The sequence below is a fragment of the Pseudomonas sp. B21-021 genome, assembly GCF_024749205.1.
GTDB classification, from domain to species: domain Bacteria; phylum Pseudomonadota; class Gammaproteobacteria; order Pseudomonadales; family Pseudomonadaceae; genus Aquipseudomonas; species Aquipseudomonas paraglycinae.
Window position 1 is genome coordinate 392,473 of the sequence record NZ_CP087192.1, and the last position, 18,457, is coordinate 410,929.

12 protein-coding genes are annotated in these 18,457 nt (G+C 61.6%); 9 read left to right on the forward strand and 3 right to left on the reverse strand.

Going from position 1 to position 18,457, the window contains the following annotated elements; translation table 11 throughout:
- Positions 1-237 precede the first annotated feature (237 nt).
- Positions 238-1,692, forward strand: coding sequence for a tRNA uracil 4-sulfurtransferase ThiI (thiI, locus tag LOY31_RS01775; RefSeq protein ID WP_258712753.1), 1,455 nt, complete (start codon positions 238-240; stop codon positions 1,690-1,692).
- 139 nt (positions 1,693-1,831) lie between these two features.
- Entirely contained in the window at positions 1,832-3,652 is a 1,821-nt protein-coding gene (typA, locus tag LOY31_RS01780) for a translational GTPase TypA (protein ID WP_007952502.1), read from the forward strand.
- 148 nt (positions 3,653-3,800) lie between these two features.
- Here the strand turns inward: typA and LOY31_RS01785 are convergent, their stop codons facing one another.
- A complete protein-coding gene (locus LOY31_RS01785) occupies positions 3,801-4,238 on the reverse strand; it encodes a YkgJ family cysteine cluster protein (protein WP_007952500.1) in 438 nt (145 codons plus the stop codon).
- A 258-nt stretch (positions 4,239-4,496) separates the two neighbouring features.
- Here LOY31_RS01785 and LOY31_RS01790 point away from each other — a divergent pair, with 258 nt between their 5' ends.
- The 5 genes from LOY31_RS01790 (at position 4,497) to LOY31_RS01810 (ending at position 13,819) form a co-directional block, all read left to right on the forward strand.
- Positions 4,497-6,947: a glycogen/starch/alpha-glucan phosphorylase gene (locus LOY31_RS01790; protein WP_007952498.1), complete on the forward strand. Its 2,451-nt coding sequence runs from the start codon at positions 4,497-4,499 to the stop codon at positions 6,945-6,947.
- 102 nt (positions 6,948-7,049) lie between these two features.
- Complete coding sequence (locus tag LOY31_RS01795) at positions 7,050-10,646, forward strand: DUF2339 domain-containing protein (RefSeq protein WP_258712754.1); 3,597 nt, start codon at positions 7,050-7,052, stop codon at positions 10,644-10,646.
- Entirely contained in the window at positions 10,643-12,007 is a 1,365-nt protein-coding gene (locus LOY31_RS01800) for a DUF3999 domain-containing protein (protein ID WP_221533633.1), read from the forward strand. The genes LOY31_RS01795 and LOY31_RS01800 overlap by 4 nt, the downstream gene beginning before the upstream one ends.
- A 195-nt stretch (positions 12,008-12,202) precedes the next feature.
- The gene (locus LOY31_RS01805) at positions 12,203-13,213 is read left to right on the forward strand and encodes a class 1 fructose-bisphosphatase (RefSeq protein ID WP_007952492.1); all 1,011 of its coding nucleotides are present in this window, start codon (positions 12,203-12,205) and stop codon (positions 13,211-13,213) included.
- Positions 13,214-13,216: 3 nt separating this feature from the next.
- Positions 13,217-13,819, forward strand: coding sequence for a DUF924 family protein (locus tag LOY31_RS01810; protein WP_221533634.1), 603 nt, complete (start codon positions 13,217-13,219; stop codon positions 13,817-13,819).
- Between the two features lie 62 nt (positions 13,820-13,881).
- Here LOY31_RS01810 and LOY31_RS01815 read toward each other — a convergent pair whose 3' ends face one another.
- Complete coding sequence (locus LOY31_RS01815; RefSeq protein WP_218887838.1) at positions 13,882-15,774, reverse strand: methyl-accepting chemotaxis protein; 1,893 nt, start codon at positions 15,772-15,774, stop codon at positions 13,882-13,884.
- 282 nt (positions 15,775-16,056) lie between these two features.
- Between LOY31_RS01815 and LOY31_RS01820 the strand changes: the two genes are divergently transcribed.
- Entirely contained in the window at positions 16,057-16,311 is a 255-nt protein-coding gene (locus tag LOY31_RS01820; RefSeq protein WP_007952486.1) for a hypothetical protein, read from the forward strand.
- Positions 16,312-16,342: 31 nt separating this feature from the next.
- Positions 16,343-16,912, forward strand: coding sequence for a lipocalin family protein (locus LOY31_RS01825; RefSeq protein WP_007952485.1), 570 nt, complete (start codon positions 16,343-16,345; stop codon positions 16,910-16,912).
- Between the two features lie 137 nt (positions 16,913-17,049).
- Here the strand turns inward: LOY31_RS01825 and LOY31_RS01830 are convergent, their stop codons facing one another.
- A complete protein-coding gene (locus LOY31_RS01830) occupies positions 17,050-18,414 on the reverse strand; it encodes a formimidoylglutamate deiminase (RefSeq protein WP_221533635.1) in 1,365 nt (454 codons plus the stop codon).
- Between the last annotated feature and the right edge of the window lie 43 nt (positions 18,415-18,457).

An 18,457-nucleotide genomic window follows, 5' to 3' on the forward strand; every position in this document is an offset into this window, starting at 1 on the left:
AAGGGAGCAAATTGCATGCCAGTGCCCCAGCATGGGTTTTTTGCCCCAAATTCACGCTTCTAAAGGTCGAAAGCGCCTTAAAGGCGAAAATCTCGCCCTTTAATGTAGCGCTCAAATCGAAAAATGACCCGTTTTGGTGCGTGCAAAACCTTCTGCACATTAACTGGTTAAACCTTGAGCAATTTCCGCTATAATCCGCGCCCCCCTTTTTCGGCTGGCCCTGCGCGCGCTGTTTTCATGAAACTAATCGTAAAAGTCTTCCCCGAGATCACCATCAAAAGCCGACCTGTCCGGACGAAATTCATCCGCCAGTTGGCCAAGAACATCCGCACCGTGCTCCGCGACCTGGACCCGGCCGTGGTGGTGAACGGTGTGTGGGACAATCTCGAGCTGGAAACCCGCGTCACCGACCCCAAGGCCCTGAAAGAGATGGGCGAACGCCTGACCTGCATGCCGGGCATCGCGCACTTTCTGCAGATCGACGAGTACCCGCTGGGTGACTTCGACGACATCACCGAGAAGTGCAAGCAGCACTACGGCGATGCGCTGACCGGGAAGATCTTTTCGGTGCGCTGCAAGCGTGCGGGCAAGCATGCGTTCAGCTCGATGGACGTCGAAAAATACGTCGGCAGCAAGCTGCGCCGTGAGTGCGGTGCCGCCGGAATCGACCTGAAACAGCCGGAAATCGAAGTCCGCATCGAAGTTCGCGACAAACGGTTGTTCGTGATCCACAGCCAGCACAATGGCATCGGCGGCTACCCGCTCGGTGCGCTGGAGCAGACGCTGGTATTGATGTCCGGCGGTTTTGACTCGACGGTTGCCGCGTACCAGATCCTTCGTCGCGGCCTGATGACGCACTTCTGCTTCTTCAATCTGGGCGGTCGTGCCCACGAATTGGGCGTAATGGAAGTCGCGCATTTCATCTGGAAGAAGTACGGCAGCTCGCAACGCGTGCTATTTGTCAGTGTTCCGTTCGAAGAAGTCTTGGGCGAAATTCTCGGCAAGGTCGACGACAGTCATATGGGCGTCGTATTGAAGCGTATGATGTTGCGCGCAGCGTCGAGCATTGCCGAACGCCTGCACATCGATGCGCTGGTCACCGGCGAAGCGATTTCCCAGGTGTCGAGCCAGACGTTGCCGAACCTGTCAGTCATCGATTGCGTCACCGACAAGCTGGTGCTGCGACCGCTGATCGTCGCCCACAAGCAGGACATCATCGACACGGCCGACCAGATCGGTACCGGTGATTTCGCCCGGCACATGCCGGAATACTGCGGCGTCATCTCGGTCAACCCGAAGACCGCCGCCAAGCGTGGCCGGGTCGAGCACGAAGAGCAGGAATTCGACATGGCGGTGCTCGAGCGTGCGCTCGCAAACGCCAGACTGGTGCCGATCGATCGGGTGATCGACGAATTGGGCCAGGATTTGCAGATCGAAGAAGTCAGCGAAGCGCTGGCCGGTCAGATCGTCATCGACATCCGCCACCCGGATGCCGCCGAGGATGACCCGCTGGAGCTCGCCGGCATAGAGGTACAGACGATGCCGTTCTACGCAGTGAACGCTCGTTTCAAGGAACTGGACCCTACTCGCCAGTACCTGCTGTATTGCGACAAAGGCGTGATGAGTCGCCTGCATGCCCACCATTTGCTCAGTGAGGGGCATGCCAATGTGCGCGTTTATCGACCGAGCTAAGTGCCCGGGGCTGTTTGCCTGTGGCCTGCGTCACCGGCCCCCCGACACCGCCGTCAAGCTGTAACGGCCATGCCGGACACTACTGTCAATCGCTGCCAAGACTTGTCAGCAAACCGAATCCTCTGATCGAGATACACAAGTGATCGAAAATCTACGCAACATCGCCATCATTGCCCACGTTGACCATGGTAAGACCACCCTGGTAGACAAACTCCTGCGTCAATCCGGCACTCTGGAGCGCAACGAGCTCAACGACGAGCGCGTGATGGACTCCAACGACCAGGAAAAAGAGCGCGGCATTACCATTCTGGCGAAAAACACCGCCATCAACTGGAACGGCTACCACATCAACATCGTGGACACCCCGGGCCACGCCGACTTCGGCGGCGAAGTTGAGCGCGTAATGTCCATGGTTGACTCCGTGCTGCTGCTGGTCGATGCCCAAGACGGCCCTATGCCGCAAACCCGTTTCGTGACCAAGAAGGCTTTCGAAGCCGGCCTGCGTCCAATCGTGGTCATCAACAAGGTTGACCGTCCGGGCGCGCGTCCTGACTGGGTTCTGGACCAGATCTTCGATCTGTTCGACAACCTGGGCGCTACCGAAGAACAACTGGACTTCCAGGTTGTTTACGCTTCGGCCCTGAACGGCATCGCCGGTCTGGACCACACCGCCATGGGCGAAGACATGACCGCGCTGTACCAGGCGGTAGTCGACCACGTTCCGCCTCCGGCTGTTGACCGTGACGGTCCGTTCCAGATGCAGATCTCCGCTCTGGACTACAACAGCTTCCTGGGTGTTATCGGTGTTGGCCGTATCGCTCGTGGTCGCGTCAAGCCGAACACCCCGGTTGTCGCTATCAGCGCCGACGGCAAGCGCCGCAACGGTCGTATCCTGAAGCTGATGGGTCACCACGGTCTGCACCGCGTTGACGTTGAAGAAGCTGCAGCTGGCGACATCGTCTGCATCAGCGGTTTCGACGAGCTGTTCATCTCCGACACCCTGTGCGACATCAACAATGTCGAGGCGATGAAGCCTCTGACCGTTGACGAGCCAACCGTTTCCATGACCTTCCAGGTAAATGACTCGCCATTCTGCGGTAAAGAAGGCAAGTTCGTGACCTCCCGTAACATCAAGGATCGTCTGGACAAAGAGCTGCTGTACAACGTTGCACTGCGCGTTGAAGAAGGCGACTCGGCTGACAAGTTCAAGGTATCCGGCCGTGGTGAGCTGCACCTCTCGGTACTGATCGAAACCATGCGTCGCGAAGGCTTCGAGCTGGCCCTGGGCCGTCCTGAAGTGATCATCCGTGAAGTTGACGGCGTGAAGCAGGAACCGTTCGAAAACGTAACCATCGACATCCCTGAAGAATCCCAGGGCAAGGTCATGGAAGAAATGGGTCTGCGTAAAGGCGACCTGAGCAACATGGTGCCGGATGGCAAAGGCCGTGTTCGTCTGGAATACAACATCCCTGCTCGCGGTCTGATCGGTTTCCGTAACCAGTTCCTGACCCTGACCAACGGTGCTGGCATCCTGACCTCGATCTTCGACCGTTACGCTCCAGTGAAGTCGGGCCACATGTCCGGCCGTCAGAACGGCGTTCTGGTTTCGGTTGAAACCGGCAAGGCACTGACCTACTCCCTGGAAACCCTGCAGGCTCGTGGCAAGCTGTTCGTGGAACACGGCCAGGAGATCTACAACGGTCAAATCGTTGGTCAGAACTCCCGCGACAACGACCTGGGTGTGAACCCGACCAAAGGCAAGAAGCTCGACAACATGCGTGCTTCGGGTAAAGACGAAACCATCGCTCTGGTCCCACCTGTTCGCTTCACACTGGAACAGGCTCTGGAATACATCCAGGAAGACGAGCTGTGCGAAGTTACTCCTAAGTCCATCCGTCTTCGCAAGAAGATCCTGGACGAAAGCGAGCGTACCCGCGCTGCCAAGAAAGCCAAGGCATAAGATTTAGCCAAGGCTGAAAAAAACGCCCCCGGTCGAGAGGCCGGGGGCGTTTTTGTTTGTCCGGGATTTGAATATCGCGTTCGGCGTCTGGGACGCGGAGCGTCCCGGGCTGCGTTCCCACGCAGAGCGTGGGAACGATCAAGCGGGATCAGAACCGCTCGATCGACCGCGAATTCTGCACCCGCTCCACTTCCTTCGGCTTGTACGCGCAATAGCCCGGGCGCGGGCCGATCTTCGGGTGGTTGCGGCAGGTGTCCGGGCGCTTGTCATAAATGGTGCACAGGCGGCTCTTACGATCCAGGTAGTAGCAATCGTTGTTGCTCATGCGCTGCAGGGTGAAGATCCCCGACTTCTGGTTGAAGCGCTCGACCAGACCTTCCTTTTGCAGACGCTTGGCGATGTTCTTCGGCGGGTCACCCAGTTCGAACTCGTCGACCACACCGATGCGCACCAGATCCTTGATCTTGACCTCGACCGGCAGCGTGCAGCAGCTGGAAACGCACGAGCCGCACATCGGGGCCGAATATTTGGCCCAGGTATCGAGACGGTCGATCTCGGCTGCGGCGATCAGGTTGGGCTTCATCATCGGTGTTTACCAGGCGTGTGCATCAGGGCGCGCGATCATACCGGGACTGGTGGATTTTTGAACAACCTTTCGCCAGATTTTTTCTTCATGCACCCGCATCGTCCGACAATTCGGCACGGCCCCTGCATTCATTGAGGCATTCGCCAGAGTATTGCCGGTCGATCTCACACTCTCGGTAAAAACTGCCGAACCAGAGCCCTTACCGTCGGTCAGACCGTCTAGGCTCTGACAACTCCCCGCTCGCTCGAGGTCCTATCGATGACTCAAGAACCACTAGTTCGCGAAGCAGAGGTGGCCGCATTCCGCGACGCCGTCCTGACCAAACTCACCTACGCGGTGGGCAAAGACCCGGATCACGCCTTCGACCATGACTGGTTCGAAGCCATTGCCCTGGCGGCGCGCGATCACATGGTCGAGCACTGGATGGACCACACCCGGCAGATCTACCGCAAAGGCCAGAAGCGGGTGTATTACCTCTCGCTGGAATTTCTCATCGGCCGTTTGCTGTACGACAGCCTGAGCAACCTCGGTCTGCTGGACGTTGCCCGTGAAGCGCTGACCGAACTGGGCGTCGATCTGGAGCGCATCCGCATCCTCGAGCCGGATGCGGCGCTGGGCAACGGTGGTCTCGGACGGCTGGCGGCGTGCTTCATGGAAAGCATGTCGACCCTCGGCATCGCCGGCCACGGCTACGGCATTCGTTATGAGCACGGGTTGTTTCGCCAGGCCATCGTCGATGGCTGGCAACAGGAGCAGACCGAGCACTGGCTGGATTTCGGCAACCCCTGGGAGTTCGAGCGGCCAGAGGTGGTCTATCCGATCGGCTTTGGCGGCAGCGTCGAGACCGTCACCGACGCCAGCGGCAAGTCCCGGCAAGTCTGGCACCCGGCGGAAACCGTCCGGGCGATTGCTTACGACACTCCGGTGGTCGGCTGGCGCGGCGCGAGCGTCAACACCCTGCGCTTGTGGCGGGCGCGAGCCATGGAGGATCTGCACCTGGAGCGCTTCAACGCCGGTGACCACCTGGGCGCCGTCGCCGAAGTGGCCCGGGCCGAAAGTATCTCCCGCGTGCTCTACCCGGCGGACAGCACCGAAGCCGGGCAGGAACTGCGCCTGCGTCAGGAATACTTCTTCGTCGCCGCCTCGCTTCAGGATTTGCTGCGCCGTCATCGCAACATGCACACCTCGGTGCTGACCCTCGGCGATCACGCGGCGATCCAGCTCAACGACACGCACCCCTCGATCGCTGTTGCCGAACTGATGCGCCAACTGGTCGATGTCTACGACGTGGCCTGGGACGCGGCGTGGCAAGTCACCGTCGATACGCTGTCGTACACCAACCACACGCTGCTGCCCGAAGCGCTGGAAACCTGGCCGGTGGGGCTGATGGAACGCATGCTGCCGCGGCACATGCAGATCATTTACCTGATCAACGCCCAGCACATCGATTCGCTGCGGGCCAAGGGCATTCACGATTTCGACGTGCTGCGCGCGGTGTCGCTGATCGAGGAAGACAACGGCCGCCGGGTTCGCATGGGCAACCTCGCGTTCCTTGGTTCCCACAGCGTCAACGGCGTGTCCGGGCTGCACACGCAGCTGATGCGCAAAACCGTGTTCGCCGAACTGCACAAGCTGTATCCGGAGCGGATCAACAACAAGACCAACGGCATCACCTTCCGCCGCTGGCTGTACCAGGCCAACCCGGAACTGACGTCGATGCTGGTCGATTCCCTCGGCGCGGATGTTCTGGATAACCCCGAACAGCGTCTGCTCGATCTTGAGCCGTTCGCCGAAAAACCAGCCTTCCGCAAAGCCTTCGCCGAGCAGCGGCTGCACAGCAAAAAGGCCCTCGCTTACCTGATCCATGAACGGCTGGGGATCGCGGTCAATCCGGCGGCGATGTTCGACGTGCAGGTCAAACGGATTCACGAATACAAACGTCAGTTGCTCAACCTGATGCATACGGTCGCGCTGTATCAGGCGATCCGTGCCGAGCCGGAAATCGACTGGGTGCCGCGGGTGAAAATCTTCGCCGGCAAAGCGGCGGCCAGTTATCACCAGGCCAAGCTGATCATCAAACTGACCAACGACATCGCCCGGGTGGTGAACAACGACCCGACCGTACGCGGCCTGCTGAAAGTGGTGTTCCTGCCCAACTACAACGTCAGTCTGGCGGAAAGCATCATTCCGGCGGCGGACTTGTCGGAGCAGATCTCCACCGCCGGTTTCGAGGCCTCGGGCACCAGCAACATGAAGTTCGGCCTGAACGGCGCGCTGACCATCGGCACCCTCGATGGCGCAAACGTCGAGATGTGCGAAAACATCGGCGCCGAGCACATGTTCATCTTCGGTCTCAGCGCCCAGCAGGTCGAGGCGCGCAAGCAGAATCACGAGTTCAGCGCCTTGCCGGACATCGCTGCGTCCCACCGTTTGAACGATGTGTTGCAGGCGATCCGCAGCGGGGTGTTCTCGCCGGATGACACGTCGCGCTACACCGGGCTGATCGATTCGCTGGTGGATTACGACCGGTTCTTCGTCTGCGCCGATTTCGACTCCTATTGGGATGCGCAGATGCGTGTCGATGCGCATTGGCACGACGCCAACAACTGGTGGCGCTCGGCGGTACTGAACACCTCGCGCATGGGCTGGTTCTCCTCCGACCGGACGATCCGCGAGTACGCCACGGATATCTGGAAGGCACTGGAGTAACTTTTAGCGACAAATGTGCGCCCGGCCCCACGATTGTTGGGCCGGGCCGATATACTGAGCGTTGGTTCCGCCCCGCCACGGGGCTGCTCAGGGATATCGACCATGCAATGGATGTTCATGTTGATCGGGCTGCTGCTCGGCTGGCTGCTCGACGAGTCGTTCAGCGATGCGCTGTTGGGCGCGTTGCTGGGGCTCGCCATCGGGCAGGCGATGCGTATCGCGCGGCTGGGTTCACAAGCCGCCGAGCAACAGCGTCAGTTGGATCACGCGAAGATCGCATTGCAGGGCGTCGAACAGCGTCTGTTTCTGCTGGAGGGCGCTCCGGCGCATTCGCCAGCGCCGCCGAGTGTCGCGCCGGCCAGCGAAACGATCGTTGAACCCGTCACGGTATTTGAACAACCCGCTGCCGCAGAACCCGAGCTGGTCTGGGAACTGCCACCCGAACTCGAACCTGTCGCCGTCGCCGCCAGCGAACCCGGTCAGCCGCTGCCGGTCGATGTCTGGCGTCTGGACGCCGTTACGCCTGAACCTGAACCCCGACAACCCGCCGAACCTCGTGGCCCGAACCTTATCGAACGCGGCATCAGCGCTGCGCGCAACTGGCTGTTCGGTGGCAATACCGTGCTGCGGGTCGGTGTGGTGCTGTTGTTCTTCGGTCTGGCTTTCCTGCTGCGCTACGCCACCGAAGGCATGGTGGTGCCGATCGAATTGCGTTACGCCGGGGTTGCGGCGGCAGCGCTGGGATTGCTGGCGCTGGGCTGGTGGTTGCGCCATCGCAACAACAGCTACGCCTTGATGCTGCAAGGCACCGGGATTGCGGTGTTGTACCTGACGGTGTTTGCGGCGATGCGTCTGCACCCGCTGCTCGATCCGTCTGCTGCGCTGGGATTGCTGGTGGCAGTGACGGTGTTCTCGGCCATTCTGGCCATCACCCAGGACTCCCTGGCCCTGGCCTGCGTCGCCGCGCTGGGCGGTTTCGCCGCGCCGATTCTGACGTCGACCGGCGCCGGCAACCATGTCGCGCTGTTCAGTTATTTCGCGCTGCTCAACGCCGGCATCCTGGCCATCGCCTGGTTCAAGGCCTGGCGCCTGCTCAACCTGATCGGCTTCGTGGGCACCTTCGGCATCGGTTTCGCCTGGGGCCTGCGCTCGTACACGCCGGAGTTGCTGTGGAGCACCGAGCCGTTCCTGATTCTGTTCTTCCTGATGTACCTGGCCATCGGCCTGCTGTTCGCCCGACGCAAGTTGCTGGACATGCCGGACGCCCCGGCAGACGGTGATCGTGAGGCGCTGCTGCACTGGTCGGCGCGCAAGGGCGACTACGTCGACGGCACGATGCTGTTCGGTCCGCCACTGGTGGGTTTCGGCCTGCAATTCGCGCTGGTGCAGCATCTGGAATTTGCAGCGGCGTTCAGCGCACTGGCGCTGGGCATGATCTACATGGCCCTCGCCAAAGTGCTGATGGGCGGACGCGCATTGTTGCTGGGCGAGACTTGCCTGGCGCTCGGGGTAATTTTCGCCAGCCTGGCGATTCCATTGGGGCTGGATGCGCGCTGGACCTCCGCCGCCTGGGCGGTAGAGGGCGCGGGGATTTTCTGGCTCGGCTTGCGTCAGCAACGGCCGTTGGCCCGGGCCTTCGCGTTGCTGCTGCAACTGGGCTCGGCGCTGGCGTTTCTCAGTCAGTTGCGCGTTGGCGAAAGCAGTCTGCTATACGGTGCGCCATTGGGGGCATTGATGCTCGGCGCGGCGTTGCTGTTCAGCTTCTATCAATTGCGCAAGGCGTCGCCGGAGCAAACTTCACCGTGGGAACGTCAGGGCTTGTCGGTGCTGGCGTGCTTGGGGCTGACCTTCCTGTATCTGCTGGCGCCGCTGTTCTTCTTCACTCAGGGCACGGCGATCAGTTGGGCGCTGGCCGGGCTGGTGACTTTGTTCGTTGGCTTGCGCCTGCAATCGCGCACCTTCCTGTTCACCGCGTTTGCCGTGCAACTGCTCGGCGGAGCGTTGTTCCTGTTGCGCCTGCAAGGGGCGGGCGAGGATTCGGCGGCCGTGTTCAGCGCCGGGTGGAGCGGTTTGCTCAGCGCATCGCTGATCGGTCTGGCGCTGATCGCCGGCATGTTGCTGGCGGCGCGCGACGAGATGGTGCGCAGCGATGTTCGTTTGCTGCGCGGTTTGTCGGTGGTGCTGCTGGCAGGTCTGGTGTTGATCAATCTGGCGGTGTTGTTCGTGCTGCCCTGGCAAACCGCGAGCGCGGTGTGGGCGGCCAGTGGCTTGCTGATCATCTGGCTCAGTCTGTACCTCAAGCAGCGCGTGAGTTTTGTTTTCGGTCTGCTGTTGCAACTGATCGGCGGCGCAGCGTTTTTGCTGGCCGGCCCCGATCTGCTCGGGCCGTTGTCCAGCGAAGGTCTGCGACCGCTGGCCCATGGCGGATTCTGGACGCCATTGGTGCTGGGCCTGGCGGCGATGATCGGGGCGTGGCGCCTGCAACTGGGCAATCACGCCTCGGCGTTCGACGTGCTGAGTCTGCAGCGACTGTCCGAAGTGTTGCTGGTGTGGGGCGCCGGTTGGTGGGCGCTGGCGTGGGTCAGCGAAGTGCTGCGGTTTGCGCCGCTGAATCTGCAGGGGCCGCTGTTGCTGCTGGTCGCCGCGCTGAGTGTCGCGTTGTGGACGCTGTTGGCACTGCGCCTGAAATGGCCGTCGCTCGGGTTGCTCTGCACCGTGCTGATTCCGGCGGCCGGACTGGTGTTGCTCGGCGCGTGGCACTCGCGTTATCACCCGGCGGCGGATTTCGGCTGGCTGGCCTGGGCGGCGGTGTTCGTCGTGCATTTCATCAGCCTGCGGCGTCTGGCGCCGATGTTGCCGGCGCGGGCCTTGAGCACGGCGCATGTGCTCGGTTGCTGGCTGCTGATCGGCGTGCTGGCGCTGGAGTTGCGCTACGGCCTGCTGCTGTTGTCCGAGCAATACAACGCCTGGCGCTGGCTGGGCTGGGCGATTCTGCCGAGCGTGTATTTGTTGCTGATGGCTGCGCCGCGTCAGTGGCCGTGGCCGGTGGCGGCGTTCCCTCGCGAATATCGCCTGTACGCGGCGGCGCCGCTGGCGGTGTTGATGCTGGTCTGGTTCTGGCTGGCCAATGGCGTGAGTGATGGCAATGCCGAACCGCTGCCTTATTTACCGCTGCTCAACCCGCTGGAATTGGGTCTGCTGTTTGCGCTGTTCGGTGTCTACGTCTGGTCGCGCAGCGCCGTTGCCGAGCTGTCGATCCGCCAGGATTACGCCGCTTACGCGACGCAACTGATTGCCGGCGTTTCGCTGTTCGCGTTCTGCACTGCGCTGGTCACCCGCGCCGCTCACCATTGGGCCGGCATTCCGTTCGAGCTGGATCTGCTGCTCGAATCGATGCTGGTGCAGGCCGGCCTGTCCATCGTCTGGACGCTGATGGCGCTCGGACTGATGATCGGCGGGCACCTGCGCCATCGCCGCGAAGTCTGGCTGATCGGCGCGGCGCTGATTGCGCTGGTGGTGGCCAAACTGATTTTTGTCGAATTGAGCAACCGTGGCGGACTGGCCCGGATCGTCTCGTTCATCGGCGTCGGCGTCTTGCTGCTGGTGGTGGGCTACTTTGCGCCGCTGCCGCCCAAACGCGTCGACGCTGCACCGGCGGCGGACAAACCGGCCCCGGAAACCGAAGGAGTGTCGTCTTGAGTCGCAAGCTTAATCTCGGGTGGCTGTTGCTGGGCGTGGCCATGGCGGCCGGCGCCCAGGAAAAACCGGCGGACTTCGCCGCGCAGGTGCCGTTGTCGGTCAGCGGTTCCGGCCCGTGGTATCGCCTCGAACTGCCGCTGAGCGTGCAGTTGCAGGCGCGCCAGACTGATCTCAGCGACCTGCGGGTGTTCAACGCCGCCGGAGAACCGCAGGCCTATGCGCTGGCCCGGGAATCAGCGCAGACCCGCGACGTCGGCCAATTGCATGAGGTGAAGTGGTTCCCGCTGTACAACTCGGCGGATGCCACCGAGCGCGCGCCGAGCGTTCGCGTGCAATCCACCACCACCGGCACGCTGGTGGAAGTGCAGCCGTCCAGTCAGCTTGAAGCCGGTGAAGAAGTGCTGCGCGGCTGGCTGCTCGACGCCAGCGCAATCAAGGCGCCGCTGCAGCAACTGATCCTCGACTGGACCAGCGAGCGCGACGGCTTCCAGCGTTTCAGCATCGAGGCCAGCGATGATTTGCAGCACTGGCAGGCCTGGGGCGAGGGCCAGGTCGCGCGCCTGACGTTTGCCGACGAACGGGTCGAGCAACATGAAGTGGCGCTGCCGGGGCAATCGGCGCGGTATCTGCGTTTGCTGTGGGATTCGCCGGCTTCGGCGCCGGTCCTGACGTCGGCGCAACTGAAAAGCAGCGACCCGCGCAACCTGCCGCTGCCATTGGTCTGGTCGCCGGCGCTGGCCGGCAGCAGCGGCAAGTCCGGCGAATACACCTGGCAGTTGCCGATGGGGCTGAACATCGAGCGGGTGCAGGTCGAACTGAAACAGGCCAATAGCCTGGCGCCGGTGACCCTCTCGGGGCGTCGCGAAAGCAGTCTGCCGTGGCAACCGCTGAGCAGCGGCTTGCTCTATCGCCTGACCCAGAACGGCCAGGACGTGGTGCAGAACGAATTGCAGCTCTACGGGCAGACCGTGCAGCAGTTGAAACTGACGGTCGACGAACGTGGCGGCGGTCTCGGCGAGCAGGCGCCGAGTGTGAAATACGCGGTGCGCGCCACTCAGGTGATCTTCCTCGCGCGCGGCGACGGGCCTTACAGCCTGGCGCTGGGCAATCCGACCGTGAAAACGGCGAACCTGCCGCTGACCACGCTGATCCCCGATTTCAAACCGGAGAAACTGGCCACGCTGGGCAAGGCCACGGTGCAGGGCGAAGCGCTGGCGACCCAGACTTCGACGGCCACCACCTCGGCCACGGCGGACACCAACTGGAAGAAGTTCGGCCTGTGGGCGGTGTTGCTGCTCAGCGTGCTGTTTCTGGCGGCAATGGCTTTCAGTCTGCTGCGTAAGCCGCCGGCCAAGTCCTGAATATGACGGGTGTGGCCTCTACACCCGTCGGGTTTCCAACTACGCTGAATCCGGTGCCTGAACTCTCTCGGTTCGATCACGTCTGATAGCAGGAATTGCACCCGACGCACGTTACCGGGCGTCATTGCTCGCTACGGTTTCAGACTCCCTGTAAACTGCGCGGGTTTTTAGCCCCCCATTCCACCGGAGCCGTCCATGTCCCGCGTTACCCTGAGTCGCTATTTGATTGAGCAGACCCGCAGCAACAACACTCCTGCCGATCTGCGTTTCCTGATCGAAGTGGTGGCGCGCGCCTGTAAAGAAATCAGCCACGCCGTGTCCAAAGGCGCCCTGGGCGGTGTTCTGGGCAGCATGGGCACAGAAAACGTGCAAGGCGAAGTGCAGAAGAAGCTCGACGTGCTGTCGAACGAAATCCTGCTCGAAGCCAACGAGTGGGGCGGTCACCTGGCCGGCATGGCGTCCGAAGAAATGGACAATGCCTACCAGATCCCGGGCAAATACCCGAAAGGCGCCTACCTGCTGGTATTCGACCCGCTGGACGGTTCGTCGAACATCGACATCAACGCTCCGGTCGGCACCATCTTCTCCGTGCTGCGTTGCCCGAACGAATACCTGAGCCAGAACGAAGCGCTGGATGAAAAGGCCTTCCTGCAGCCAGGCACTCAGCAGGTTGCCGCCGGTTATGCCATCTACGGTCCGCAAACCATGCTGGTGCTGACCCTGGGCCACGGTGTCAAAGGCTTCACCCTGGACCGCGAAATGGGCAGCTTCGTCCTGACCCACGAAGACATCACCATTCCTGAGTCCACCCAGGAATTCGCCATCAACATGTCCAACCAGCGTCACTGGGAAGCTCCGGTACAGCGCTACGTTTCGGAACTGCTGGCCGGTGAAGAAGGTCCGCTGAAAAAGAACTACAACATGCGCTGGGTCGCGGCGATGGTTGCCGACGTGCACCGCATCCTGACCCGTGGCGGTCTGTTCATGTACCCGCGCGACAGCCGCGAGCCGTCCAAGCCGGGCAAACTGCGTCTGATGTACGAAGCCAACCCGATGTCGTTCCTGGTGGAACAGGCTGGCGGCGCTTCCACCGACGGTCACCAGCGCATTCTCGACATCAAGCCTGAAGGCCTGCACCAGCGCGTAGCGGTGTTCCTCGGCTCGAAAGAAGAAGTCGCCCGCGCCACGGCTTACCACAAGGAATAAACCATGAACGCGCCCTGGCAGCCGTTGCTCGATTGGTGGTTCGGTCACTCCGAATCGGCTACTGAAGTGACGGCGCAACAGGGCGGGTTGTGGTTCGGCAAGAAAGACAGCCAGGACCTCGAAGCGCGTGAGCGTTTCGGGGTCTTTGTCGATCAGGCCCTCGCTGGCGAATTGACCGAGTGGACGCAACGTCCCGATGGTTGGCTGGCGGTGGTGCTGTTGCTCGACCAACTCCCGCGAATGATCTTTCGCGATACGCCCAAGGCTTTTTCCGGTGATCTACGGGCGCAGAAACTGGTTGCCCAGGGGATTGCTGCAGACTTCGATCGGCAGTTGAAACCGATCCAGCGACTCTTCATCTACCTCGTCTTCGAACACTGCGAAAACCTCGCGGTGCAGAATGAAGCGGTTTCGCGATTCATCGAACTGGTGGCTGAACAGCCGGAAGCGGAGCGCGGGGTGTTTGCCGACAACCTGGATTATGCCGAGCGGCATCAGAAGGTGATTGCGCGGTTTGGGCGGTTTCCGCATCGCAATGCGGTGTTGGGGCGGGAGTCTACGGCGGAGGAGTTGGTGTTTCTTTCGCAACCAGGGTCGAGTTTCTGAATCAGTATCAAGACGACTGACCTCTTCGCAGAAAGGCCCGCGAAGAGATCAGTGAGAGCGCCTTAAATCCTGAAGCTGCCTACCAACTGCTTCAACCGCGCAGCCTGCTGCTCCAGATCCGCACAAGCCCGCAACGTCGCCTGCAAGTTCTCCACACCTTCCTGGTTCAGCGTGTTGATCTCGTTGATATCAACGTTGATCGACTCGACCACCGCCGTCTGCTCTTCCGTCGCCGTCGCTACCGACTGGTTCATGCCGTCGATCTCGCCGATACGCTGGGTCACGCTGCCCAGGCGTTCGCCGGCCTGGTTAGCGATGCCGACGCTGCTTTCGCTCTCACGCTGGCTCTCGGTCATGATGCCGACCGCCTGACGCGCGCCGACTTGCAGCTCTTCAATCATCTTCTGCACTTGCTGCGCCGAATCCTGGGTGCGGTGCGCCAGGTTGCGTACTTCGTCGGCCACCACGGCGAAACCACGACCGGCCTCACCGGCACGAGCCGCTTCGATGGCGGCGTTGAGCGCCAGCAGGTTGGTCTGCTGGGAGATGCTGGTGATCACTTCCAGAATCTGCCCGATGTTCACGGTGTTGCTGTTCAGGGTTTCGATGTTGCCGCAGGAGTCGCTGATCTTCGCCGACAGTTGCTGCATGGCGTGGATGGTTTTATCCACAACCTGCTGGCCGTCTTCGGCCAGGCTGCGCGCGTCGCTGGAATGTTGCGAGGCGAGGGCAGCGTTCTGGGCGATTTCCTGGGCGGCGGCGCCGAGCTGGTTGATCGCGGCGGCCACGCTGTTGGTGCGCGAGGCTTGCTGGTCGGAGTTGAACATCGACGAGTTCGACGCCGCGACCACGCGCAGGGCGACTTCGTTGACCTGGCCGGTGGCCGACGACACTTCGCGGATCGAAGTGTGAATGCGCTCGACGAAACGGTTGAAAGAGGTGCCCAGTGCGCCGAACTCATCGTTGCCGTGAATGGTCAGGCGTTTGGTCAGGTCACCTTCGCCTTCGGCGATGTCGTGCATGGCGCGGCCCATGGTCAGCAACGGCTGCATCAGCACGCGGATCAGCATGCCGAGCAGGGCGATGATGATTACCACGGCGATGACCATGGCGATCAGCGCCGAAGTGCGGAATTCGCTGAGCATCGAAAACGCGGTGTCCTTGTCCAGCACCAGCGCCACGTACCAGTCGGCCGAGGGCACGCCGTTGACGTGGGTGAAGGAGATCAGCTGGGTCTTGCCGTCGAACTCGACTTCTTTCAGGCCCGGGCTGACTTTCGGCGCACCGTTGGGATAGGCCTCGGCCAGGGTCTTGAGCACCAGTTTGCTGTCCGGGTGGATCAGGATTTTGCCGTCGGCGCCGACGATGAACGCGTGACCGTGGCCGCCGAAGTTCAGCGAGTTGATGATCGCGCTGACACTCGACAGGTCAATGTCGGCGCCGGCCACACCGATCATCTGGCCTTGGCGCTGCACCGGGGTGGCGACGGTAATCACCAGTTTGCCCGACGAGGCGGCGATGTACGGTTCGGTGACGATGGTCTGTTGCGCAGCATTGGCCGCCTTGTACCAGCCACGGGCGCGCGGATCGTAATCCGGTGCGCGGTTGCCGGCCGGGACCGAAAACATCACGCCGTCGGCGCCGCCGAAGTAGCTGAGCTGGAAATTGCCGGTGTAGGCGGGCAGGTCGATAATGCGTTTCAGGCTGGCCGGGGCGTTGCCGTCGGCGACAACCTGTTGCGCCATCGATTGCAGCAACTGGATGCGGCTTTCCAGCCAGGTCTGGATGTTGCTGGTGGTCAGGCTGCCCAGTTCCTGCATCGACGCTTCGGTACTGCTTTGCAGGGCTTCGCGCTGGCGATAGTCGTTGAACAAAATGAAACAGGCGAACGCAACGGCCACCACGAGGGCGGCAGCCAACAAGATCTTGTGGCTGAATTTCATGTTTCTGGTCATTAAGTGAGCTACCGCGAAGGGGCTGGTCAAGAAAGGGCGGCAATTTGCCACACTATCGGGCTTTGCGCTGCTCTTATTTCGACCGCGGCGCGCCAAAGATTAGGCGCCTTTTGCGAAATACGACGAAATGCTCAATAGCCTTACAAACTGTCTGATTTACCGGCGAAAGCCGGACGAGCGGGCTAACAAATAGCCAGCCTCCCAGGGAACCAGACAGGGGTTTTCTCTTCTAAGCTTCTGGTTGGCGCCATGCCATCCCCCTTCCGTTCCAGGAGTTACACCATGTCGCTGCGATCTATCGCCCTGCTGTCGTTTTGCGTGCTGTTGGCCGCATGCAGCAAGGTCAATCAGGAAAACTATTCGAAGCTCTCGGCCGGCATGGCCAAGGCCGAAGTGGAGACACTGCTTGGCAAGCCCACCGATTGCTCGGGCGCGCTCGGCATGTCCAGTTGCACCTGGGGCGACAAGAACAGCTTTATCAGCGTGCAGTACGCCGGTGACAAAGTGCTGATGTTTTCCGGCCAAGGCCTGAAGTAAACCGGGGCTACGCGCCCACGGGAGAAAAACAATGAAGCGGTTATTGCTTGTCCTTTTGGCCGGCCTGGTATTGGCCGGCTGCGCCACGTCCGGTGAAGATCCGCTGGCGCCGAAGACGGTCAACAGTGTCAATCTCAAGCGTTACCAGGGCACCTGGTACGAACTGGCGCGTCTGCCGATGTATTTCCAGCGCAATTGCGCGCAATCCGAAGCCCGTTACTCCCTCAAGCCCGACGGCAATGTCGCGGTGTACAACCGCTGCCTGACGGCGGACTGGCAGTGGGAAGAAGTCAAAGGCACGGCTTATCCACAGGTGCCGGGCAAGACCGACAAGCTGTGGGTCGAGTTCGATACCTGGTTTTCGCGCCTGATTCCGGGTGTGGCGAAGGGGCAATACTGGGTGCTGTACGTCAGCGATGACTACAAGACCGCGCTCGTGGGCGACCCGAGTCGTCGCTACCTGTGGCTGTTGTCCCGCACGCCGACCGTCAACGGCGTGGTGCGTGAGGAACTGCTGAGCAAGGCGCGTCAGCAGGGTTATGACACTACGCGCCTGATCTGGCGCACGTCGGATCAGCAGATGGCCAAGACGTCCAACTGATGTCTCCTGTTCTGATCGTTCCCACGCTCCGCGTGGGAATGCCTCAATGGACGCTCTGCGTCCGCTTTCGGGACGCGGAGCGTCCCGGGCTGCATTCCCACGCAGAGCGTGGGAACGATCAGTAACAGAGGTTTGTGTCAGCCCAAAAGCTCTCGCAGGACCTGGGTGAAGGCGCGATTGCTGTCCTCCTCCCCGGCATGTCGCCCCTCGCGCACAGCCCACTGACCATTGACCAGCACGTCGCGTACCTGACGATCGCCACCGGCAAACAGCCAGCGATTGAGAATCCCGTCACCGCTGGCCGTGGCCAGATACGGATCGTTGCCATCGAGCACAATCCAGTCGGCACGCTTGCCGACTTCCAGCGCGCCGATCGGCTGGCCCAAGGCCTGAGCACCACCGTCCAGCGCCGCGTCATACAGCGTACGGCCGACCATCGGCTGATCCGCGCCATACAAGCGGTTGCGCCGCTGATCGCGCAGGCGCTGACCGTATTCCAGCCAGCGCAGTTCTTCCACCACGCTCAACGACACATGGCTGTCGGAGCCGATGCCCATGCGCCCGCCCTGAGCGAGGAAATCCACCGCCGGGAAAATCCCGTCGCCGAGGTTGGCCTCGGTGGTCAGGCACAGGCCGGCGATGGCGCGACTCTTGGCCATCAGCGTGACTTCTTCCGGATTGGCGTGAGTCGCGTGGACCAGGCACCAGCGCTGATCGACTTCGGTGTTTTCGTACAGCCATTGCAGCGGACGACGACCGCTCCAGCTCAGGCAGTCGTCGACTTCCTTCTGCTGTTCGGCGATGTGGATGTGCACCGGGCATTGCTGGTCGCTGGCTGCCAGCACTTCGCTGATCTGCTGTGGCGTGACCGCGCGCAACGAGTGGAAGCACAGGCCCAGCGACTGCGCCTTTTGCTGCGCCAGCAGGGGTTGCAGGCGCGATTGCAGCTTCAGGTAGTTTTCGGTGCTGTTGATGAAACGGCGCTGGCCTTCGTTCGGCGTCTGGCCGCCGAAACCGCTGTGGCTGTAGAGCACCGGCAACAGCGTCAGGCCGATGCCGGCGGAGCTGGCCGCCTGGCTGATGCGTAACGCCAGTTCGGCCGGGTCGGCGTAAGGCTGGCCGTTGTAATCGTGGTGGACGTAATGGAATTCGGCGACCGAGGTGTAACCGGCCTTGAGCATTTCGATGTACAGCTGACGGGCAATCACACCGAGCTGGTCGGGGCTGATTTTTCCGACGAGCCGGTACATCAGATCGCGCCAGGTCCAGAAACTGTCGTTGGGATTGCCGGCCACTTCTGCAAGTCCCGCCATCGCTCGCTGGAACGCGTGGGAGTGCAGATTCGGCATCCCCGGCAGCAGCGGACCGCTCAGCCGTTCGGCGTCATCTGCGGTGGAATCGGCCTGGATTCGGGTCAACACGCCATCGGCGCTGACCTCGAGACGTACATTGTTGGCCCATCCGTTAGGCAGCAGCGCGCGTTCGGCAAAGAAGGCGGACATGGTTCAGCACCCCATCGTGTGTTATTTGTATATACATATACAG

What these genes read in the sequence shown, in the direction of transcription:
- LOY31_RS01830 (WP_221533635.1), bottom strand. Translation starts at nt 18,414, where the DNA reads ATGTCCGCCTTCTTTGCCGAACGCGCGCTGCTGCCTAACGGATGGGCC.
- LOY31_RS01820 (WP_007952486.1), top strand. Translation starts at nt 16,057, where the DNA reads ATGTCGCTGCGATCTATCGCCCTGCTGTCGTTTTGCGTGCTGTTGGCC.
- LOY31_RS01810 (WP_221533634.1), top strand. Translation starts at nt 13,217, where the DNA reads ATGAACGCGCCCTGGCAGCCGTTGCTCGATTGGTGGTTCGGTCACTCC.
- LOY31_RS01790 (WP_007952498.1), top strand. Translation starts at nt 4,497, where the DNA reads ATGACTCAAGAACCACTAGTTCGCGAAGCAGAGGTGGCCGCATTCCGC.
- LOY31_RS01785 (WP_007952500.1), bottom strand. Translation starts at nt 4,238, where the DNA reads ATGATGAAGCCCAACCTGATCGCCGCAGCCGAGATCGACCGTCTCGAT.
- LOY31_RS01805 (WP_007952492.1), top strand. Translation starts at nt 12,203, where the DNA reads ATGTCCCGCGTTACCCTGAGTCGCTATTTGATTGAGCAGACCCGCAGC.
- LOY31_RS01825 (WP_007952485.1), top strand. Translation starts at nt 16,343, where the DNA reads ATGAAGCGGTTATTGCTTGTCCTTTTGGCCGGCCTGGTATTGGCCGGC.
- LOY31_RS01815 (WP_218887838.1), bottom strand. Translation starts at nt 15,774, where the DNA reads ATGACCAGAAACATGAAATTCAGCCACAAGATCTTGTTGGCTGCCGCC.
- thiI (WP_258712753.1), top strand. Translation starts at nt 238, where the DNA reads ATGAAACTAATCGTAAAAGTCTTCCCCGAGATCACCATCAAAAGCCGA.
- LOY31_RS01795 (WP_258712754.1), top strand. Translation starts at nt 7,050, where the DNA reads ATGCAATGGATGTTCATGTTGATCGGGCTGCTGCTCGGCTGGCTGCTC.